Annotated in this window: 3 protein-coding genes; all 3 read left to right on the plus strand. The window is 61.3% G+C overall.

The window, feature by feature from the left end; translation table 11 throughout:
* Positions 1 to 424: phosphopantetheine-binding protein (locus AC1DR7_RS19475; RefSeq protein WP_478052987.1), on the plus strand; the 424-nt coding region annotated here is incomplete at its 5' end.
* A gap of 37 nt (positions 425 to 461) precedes the next feature.
* On the plus strand, positions 462 to 2,057 hold the full coding sequence (locus AC1DR7_RS19480) for an MBL fold metallo-hydrolase (protein ID WP_478052988.1): 1,596 nt from the start codon (positions 462 to 464) through the stop codon (positions 2,055 to 2,057).
* A gap of 120 nt (positions 2,058 to 2,177) precedes the next feature.
* The coding region (locus AC1DR7_RS19485) for an amino acid adenylation domain-containing protein (protein WP_478076632.1) at positions 2,178 to 8,422 on the plus strand (6,245 nt) is incomplete at its 3' end.

Consider the following 8,422-nt stretch of genomic DNA (forward strand, 5'->3'; position numbering starts at 1 on the left):
TCAGCAGGTCGCGCGGACGCTGGCTCCCTACATGGTGCCCAGCGCCTTCGTGTGCCTGCCAGCAATGCCGCTTACACCCAACGGCAAGCTGGATCGCCAGGCGCTGCCCATACCGGGGCTGGATGCCTCGGTCACGCGCGGGTATGTCGCACCAGAGGCGGGGATGGAGCAGGTGCTGGCCGCGATCTGGGCCGAGCTCCTGGGCGTGGAACGGGTCGGGCGGCATGACGATTTCTTCGAACTGGGAGGCAACTCACTGCAGTTGATCAGGCTGGGCTTCCATCTGAAGGAGCGGTTCAGTGCAGAGCTGAAGACCGGCACGCTGTACGAGGCGGCCAGCTTGTCGCAGATGGCCGTGGTCGTCGAAGCCGCATCCCGGCGTCGGCAGAGCAACCCGGATACGACCGTCACATTGGAAATATGAGCAGGGAAGACCCTGGAACAAGATGGAGAATGCGAGCATGAAGCCGAATCAACTCTACTACCTGCGCGAAGACGCCTACTTCGAACCGCTGGTGTTCAAATGGTATGCCTGGCCTTACCTGATTCCTCCGGTAAGTGCAGCGATGAACATCACCGGTCGCGGCTTGCGGTTGATGAAATCGTTCGTGGCCAACCACCAGCTTCATCTGGCTGCCGCCAAGGATCCCACGCTTGCCGGTGGAGATTTCGTAAGCTGCAGCGAGGATCAGCTGGAGGATGTTCGCGCACTGGTCGCGCGCATCGAGACAGAACACGCAGATTACCTGGATGTACGCAAGGCCGTGGCAGATATCAACCAGCTGCTTGAGCCCATGAAAGGGATGTCGCTCGAACCACTATACGCGCGGCTTCCCGAGGTGCTGCGCGGTTACGTCGAACTGGTCTACGACCAGAGCCACTCGCCATCGCTGCGTCTTATCGAAGGGCTGCTCTACGAGGGCAAGCTGTACAAAACCCAGGAGCAGAGTCTGGCGTTCGGTCTGCTGGAGAAGGTCAAGGAACGGCCGTTTGTGCTCAGCTCGCCCCGCCTTCCAGACGCCAATCACCTGCACGTGCAAGCGCCATTCGCCGATGAGATCGTTGACGCCATCTTTGCGACGCGCGATACGCCACGGCGTGGCGAAGAGCTGCAGATGCTCTTTTCCAGGTACGCACAGTCGGGCGAATTATCATTGAGAGATCTGTTCACCACCGAGCCGCCCTCCGTGCGACACGTGGCACTTGGCGGGAACTTGCGCGTGAGCTATCTGGGGCATGCCGGGCTCCTGATCGAGTCTGGCCATACAGCGATCCTGGTCGACCCGATCATTGCAGCGCGAGATGACCGCCATGGTGACCGCGTGCTCAGCTTCAGTGAGCTGCCTGCGAAAATCGACTATGTGTGCCTGACCCATACCCATATGGATCATCTGTGCCTGGAAACACTTCTGCAGCTGCGTCATAAGATTGGGACCGTGCTCGTGCCGAAGAACAGCGGAGGAAGTCTGGTGGATCCATCGCTGAAGCTGATGCTGGGGAAGCTCGGATTTCCGGTACAGGAACTGGAGGAGATGGAGGCGATCCAATGTGTCGATGGCTCCATCCGCAACCTCCCGTTCCTGGGCGAGCACGCAGATCTGAACATCCGCTCCAAGGCCGCTTGGCTGTTCGAGTTTGCAGGCAAGAAGATCTTCTCGGGTGCCGATTCGTCCAGCCTGGATGAACGCATGTACGAACGCATCGCGCAGATCACCGGAAACGTGGACATGCTGTTCATCGGCATGGAGTGTGTTGGGGCGCCGATGAGCTGGCTGTACGGCTCGCTGTTCACCAAGCCCATTCCACGGGCGATCAATGAGTCGCGGCGATTCAATGGCTCCGACTGCGCCTCGGCAGAGAAGATGATCGCCATCTTCAAGCCGACGGAAGTCTATATCTATGCGCTGGGAATGGAGCCTTGGTTTAAGTACTTCATGGGCATGGACTACGACCAGGATGCGCGCCAGATTCTGGAATCTGATCGCCTGCTCGCATCATGCGCCGACTCGGGCATCCATGCCGAACGGCTGTTTGCCAAGCGTATCTGGAACATCTAGCGCCCCCGACATACTTCTGCGTACCGGTCCCGCCAACTTTCGAGATGCGGTTGGAAACATCTACCGGAACGTGTCCCCTTGCAGTCAGCCTGCGCAACACCAATGAACCAAGAGGCGTCCATGCAGCTCTTCCAGCTCGTCCGATATCTCGATGAAAATGCCATCCATCTGGTCGTTGAAGAGGGGCGCCTGCGCGTCACTGGCGGGCAGGAGCTTCTTACCGCGGATGTCGTCGCTGCGTTGAAACAGCACAGGGACGCCTTGCTGGCGCTGGTAGCGAGCGAGATTGCATCGGGCCCGCCGGCATTCGCTGATGTCAGCGAAGCACCGTTGTCGTTCGCACAGCGTCGCATGTACTTTCTGCATCAGTACGATCCGCTTGCAACGCACTTCATTCTTCCGGTGGAAATGGCCCTGCATGGGCCGTTGCATGGCGAGCGGTTCGTAGCGGCGTTGGAGCGGGTGGTGGCTCGACACCGTATCTACCGCACGACGTACTTCGTCCAGGACGGTGTCGCTTCTCAGCGGTTCCGCAGCGACCTGACTTTTCGGGTGGAACAGGTCGATCTGAGCGGGTGCGGAACGGCGTCTGCCGAAGCAGAACTGGAGAACCAGCGCGATCGCGTGATGCATCGTCCCTTCGACCTTGCCGATGAGCTACCGATCAGGGCCAGCCTGCTGCGCCTTGCCGATGACCATCATGTATTCATGCTGGGTTTCCACCATATCGCCACGGATGAATGGTCCATTCAGCAGTTCGTGGCGGAACTTGCGAAGACCTATCGCAGTCTGGATGGTGAGGGGCAGGACGCGCCGGAGGCGGCTTTGCCCCCGTCCTATATGGATTACGCAGCGTGGCAGGTGCAGCGCTTTGCTGCGGGTGCCCTCGAGCCGGCCCGATCCTACTGGGCGTACACGCTGCACGGAGCCAAGGGTGTGCTTGAACTGCCACTTGACCATCCGCGACCGGCGCAGCAGGGGTATCGCGGCCGGCTGTTGGAGCGAAAGCTTCCTGGCGCGTTGCAGCAACGCGTCGCGGCTTTCKCACGTGAACACAGGTCAAGCGAGTACGCCTGCTACCTCGGTGCCTACGCGCTCCTGTTGAGTCGGCTGACGGGAGAGCGTGACCTGRTCATCGGCACGGATGTGTACGGCCGCGAGCATCCTGGAACCCAAGATACGGCGGGATTCTTCGTCAACCAGCTTGCACTGCGTTGTGTCGTGCCAATTGGCGCGAGCGTGGAAGGCTATCTGGAAGGGGTACAGGAGACGGTCAAGGATGCCCTTGACTATCAGGAGATGCCCTTCGACCAACTTGTCGACGATCTTGGCGTTGAACGGGATCCGGCGTTCCCGCCGCTGTTTCAGGTCAAGTTCCTGTACGCTCGGGACTCACGCGACCTCGAGCAGTTCGACGGCATAACCCTGCGTGAGCGCGCTTCCGACACCGTGCTTTCGCAGTACGATCTGACACTCAAGGTCAGCAGCGAACAGGTCAAGGTCTGGTTCAACCGAGATCTGCTTCGCGTGGAGACGGTGGCGCGCTGGCTGGACATGTACTTTGTGCTGCTCGAGGAATGCCTGCACCATCCTGCGGCCGACGTTGATGGCACGCTTGGCCATGTGCTGGAACAGCAGCTATTGCCTCTGGTCCAGGGCGAGCATGTGGAGGTGGATGCCACCCGGCTTTTCGAGGGCCTGGACCAGAGCGTGGAACGTACTCCCGATGCCATAGCGGTACGGTCTCCGGTCGGGGACCTCAGCTACAGCCAGCTGCAGACGATGGTTGGCCGTATAGCCTCGCGCCTGTCGCGCATGGGAATGCGGCCGGGAGACCGGGTCGGCGTCTATCTCGAGCGGTCGCCTGAGATGGCAGCAGCGGTCATCGCGGTCTTGCGTACCGGCGGCGTGCTGGTTCCCCTGGATTCGAGCTATCCCGCCGATCATACCGAGCATACGCTTGCGGACAGCAGCATAGCGATCATCATCACCCGGTCCTCGCTGTCCGATTACCTGCCGGAGTTCTTCGGCTTCACCCTTGATGTGGAAACACTGGGTGAACACGATACGTTCGACGAAAGCTACCCTGTAATCGACCCTGAGTCACCGGCCTACCTGTTGTACACATCAGGCTCTACAGGTCTACCGAAGGGTGTGTTCATCAGCCACCGGGCTTTTGCGAACCTCTGCGATTGGTACGTTCGCTTCGCCGAGCTGGATGCGGCGAGCCGCCTGTTGCTCATGATCCCTATCGGTTTTGACGCCTCGCTGAAGAACATCGTTGCTCCGGTGATCGCCGGTGGACAGCTTATCCTTGCTCCGGCCGAGGGTTTCGATCCTGCCGGGTTGCTGGACGTTATCGCGACGGCAGGTGTTTCGATCATCAACTGCGCGCCCAGTGCGGCGTATGCGCTGCTTCGAGAAGCGCAGCGGACCGGTTTCCATTCCTTGGCCAGCATGCGCCTGCTCGCATTGGGGGGGGAAGCGCTCGACCGCTCGCAGCTGAGTCCGTGGCTGTCCAGCGAGGTCTGCAACAGCCGGGTCGCAAACATCTACGGACCCACCGAGTGCGCGGATATATCCGTAGCCTTCGTTGCCGACAAGGCACAATGGTTGGCCCTGCCACAGGTGGTCATCGGTCGGCCCATCCAGAACACCCGGGCTTACGTCCTGGATGGCAGCCAGAGACTGTGCCCACGCGGTGTGGTTGGCGAACTGGTGATGGTCGGCGATGGCGTCGGACTGGGCTACCACCAGCGCCCGGAACTTACCGGGAAGAGTTTCGTGGACCTTCCGGTTCTCGGCGGGCGCGGATACCTGACGGGCGACTATTGTCGATACGATGCTGATGGCAACTTGGTGTACCTGGGTCGTCGCGATGGACAGATCAAGATTCGCGGCAAGCGTGTCGAGCTCGGTGAGATCGTTCATCATATTACGGCGTTGCTGCCTGGACGGAACGTCAGCATCCAGGTATTGGCAGAGCGGGGCACGGAAATGCTTCTGGCCTTCGTCGACGGCGGCCAGGCGGAACAGACGGCGGACCAGCTCAGGGCCAAGCTCTGGCAACAGCTGCCTCGGCACATGGTGCCGGCACATATCCTGTTCGTGGATACGATGCCTTTGACGCCCAACGGCAAGGTCTGCAGGACCTCGCTGCTTGAGTACTTCCAGGAGCACCAGCAGACGTTCGCACCGTCAGCCCTTGAACTGGATCCGATCCAGGAGCTCATCGCCGAGGTGTGGAGGAAGCTACTGCACGCGAAGATCAGTCGTCTGGATGATGACTTCTTCTCGCTGGGTGGCGATTCGATCCTGTCGATCCAGGCGGTCGCCGAGCTTCGCCAGGCGGGCATGGACGTATCCGTTGCCGACATTTTCAAATACCCCAGCCTGCGGCAACTGGCGCATCACCTGTCGGAAACTGAGAAGAGGATTCCAGCCGGTGTCTCAGCCGAGCACGTGGCAGCGTTCGCGCTGGTGCCAGCAGCTGATCGTGAGGTTCTTCCGGAGGGGCTTGAGGACGCCTATCCAGTCACGCCGCTGCAGATGGGCATGCTCTTCCATGGTCTGCTCGACAAAGGGGGGGGCAGTTACCATGACGTGTTCTCTTTCGAGCTGCAGTTCGCCTACGACGAAGCAATGTTTGTCGAGGCCATAGAAGCGGTGGTTGCGATGCAGCCCGTACTACGCACCGGCTTCGACTTGGGCAGCTACTCCGTGCCGCTGCAGTTGGTTCATGCCGATGCGCAAGCATGGGTGGAACAGGAGGATCTGAGCGCCTTGTCGCCGGCCGCGCAGGCTGCCTGCATCGAAGATGCCATCTCTCGCATCAAGGCTACCGTGCTGGACTTGCGGGGGCCAACGCTAATCCGTTTCACCCTCCTGAAATTGGCGGATGACCGCATCCAGTGCATCGTCGATGCGCACCACGCCATTCTCGATGGCTGGAGCATGGCAACCGTACAGCGACAGATCTTGGAGCTCTATCATCAACGCCGGGAAGGTGCAGCACTGGCTGACGTGTTTGACGCCGGCGGGCTGCGTTTTGCCGACTACGTAGCCAGTTCGCTCGACGATGAACGCGATGCTCCTTCCATTGCCTGGTGGGATGGGTTCTGCAGCTCGCTTCCACCGCTGCCCCAACTGCGCCCCGCACCCGGGGGCGGACATCAGCTGCGGCGCCATCATTACACGATGCCGGGGGGCCTCGCGCGCGGTCTGGAAAGCCTTGCAAGTCGTGAGGGAGTGCAGCTGAAGACCTTGATGCTGATGGCACATGGGCAGGTGCTGCGCGCGGTGATGGGCGGTGGCGATGTGCTGAGCGGCATGACCGATCACGGCCGCCCGGAGGCGCACGGCGGACAGAATCTGGTCGGCTTGTTCCTCAACGTTACCCCAGTGTTGATACGGGGTGGCACGAGCTGGCGCGGACTTGCCAGGGAACTGACAACGTCCGAAGCCGATGCAAAGCCCTATCGTCGGCATGCGCTTGCCAGTGTCCTGCGGCGGAATCCGCATCTCTCGGTGCAGGCGAACTTTACCTATACCAACTTCAAGGTTGCCACCGAGTTGATGAAGGTCGATTGGCTCCGCGTGGAGATGGGGGAGCAATTTGAGGAAAGCAACTTCCTGCTGTCGACACAGGTGAGCGGCAACCCGGCTGATGGCTTGCTGGTGACGATCAATACGCAGTTGGGACTATCGGAGGAATTCGTAGCGCATTTGTCAGAGCGATTCATGGCGTCCATCGAAGCAATGCTCTCCGACTTCGACGCGCCCGTTCCGCTGCCGGCAACGGGCGGGTTGCCGCTGCTGCAGGTGGAGGGCGTCGCTGCGGGTGCGTGCGTACTGCGGTGGCCCGATCAACTGCGTCCGCAGTTGCTGGCCGACGTCGCTGAGCTGTGCGCACGTGATTGGGAGGTCTCGCACGGTGGTTCAAAGGGGAGGGCCGCACTGCACTGCACCAATCCGGAAGGTGTCGATGCGCTGCAGTGCGCCATAGCCGCTGGTCGCGCAGCGATGGACGGGGTTGCGCTCTTCTCCGTCGCACACCGATATGCGGATGGCCATAGCGTTTTCGCTGTCGTGGCGGACCTGGACGGCTCTGATGCGGACCGGCAACACGCAGTGTTCGCGTTGCTACGTCGCTATTTCGAGCTCACCGGTGAGCGGGCGTTGGTGCAGGTCGCAGTTGGCGCAGGCACCGACTGGATCAGCTGGGATGCCTGGCAGGCGCGCGTAACGAACTGGAGCGCGACGCTGCACGATGCAGCGCCGACCTTGGATCTTCCGGCCGATGGCCACCGCAGTGACGATGCACCGCTGCATCTGGACAGCGTGCCGGCGCTGCGCTCAACGGCGGATGCCATCATCGCCTGGAGCGGGCAAAGCGGCGGGTCTGCCCAGAGTGTGTGGATTGCTGCCTGGATGGAATTGCTGAGCCGTCTGGGCTCACAGGCTGACGGTCTGCTGGGACTGTTCGACCAGCGCGACTGGCGTCCGTCGGTGGTGGGAGTCATGCGCTACCGCCAGCAGGAAGCCAGTGCATGGGAGTGGATAGGCCAAGTAGAGGCCGCGAGGGGCCGGGCGCTTGCCTGTGCCTTGCCGTCATTGTCGGAGGCGGTGCGGGTGCTACGGGACGCCGGCTGGGGTGATCGCATCGCGCCGTTCGACGCTGGGGTAGTGATCTCGTCTGCTTCGGCATCGCACACGGTGTTCGGCTGTACGGTAGTGCTGCGTCTTTATGACGAGGCGCACCGAACCGGAGCAGAGCTGGTGTTTCGCCCGGATGTTTTTAGTCGTGACACCATAGAGCGGTGGTCCGGCCACCTGGACATGATCGTGGGGGGGATGATCGCGGACTCCAGTGCGCCTATGGGGACGTTGCCTTGGCTGCAGCCTGCTCAGAGGCAGCAGGTAGTCAGCGGCTTCAACCTTACATCGCAGCCCTTCGGTGAGACGCACCTCATCCACACGCTGTTTGAAGCACAGGTACGGCGCACGAGTGAAGCGATTGCCATTGAGTTCGAGGGTGGGACGCTGACCTACGGCGAGCTCAACAGGCGTGCCAATCAGCTTGCGCATCATCTGGTGGGTCTGGGGGTAGGGCCGGATGATCGGATCGGGGTCTGCCTGGAGCGCGGGATGGACATGGTCGTGGCGTTGCTGGGCGTGCTCAAGGCCGGTGGTGCGTATTTGCCATTGGACCCGGGGTATCCGGCCGCGCGTCTGGGCTACATGCTGGCCGACAGCAGCCCGCGCCATGTACTGAGCGTTTCGGCGCTACAGCCGGTGCTGGCCGAAGTGCAGGTGCCGGTGATCATGCTGGACCAAGTGGCGGCACTGGATGGTCAGCCCGTGCA

The organism is Stenotrophomonas sp. P5_A9 (genome assembly GCF_056400525.1).

Bases quoted from the DNA above. Each gene is read 5' to 3' on its own strand.
- AC1DR7_RS19480 (WP_478052988.1), top strand. From the start codon at position 462: ATGAAGCCGAATCAACTCTACTACCTGCGCGAAGACGCCTACTTCGAA.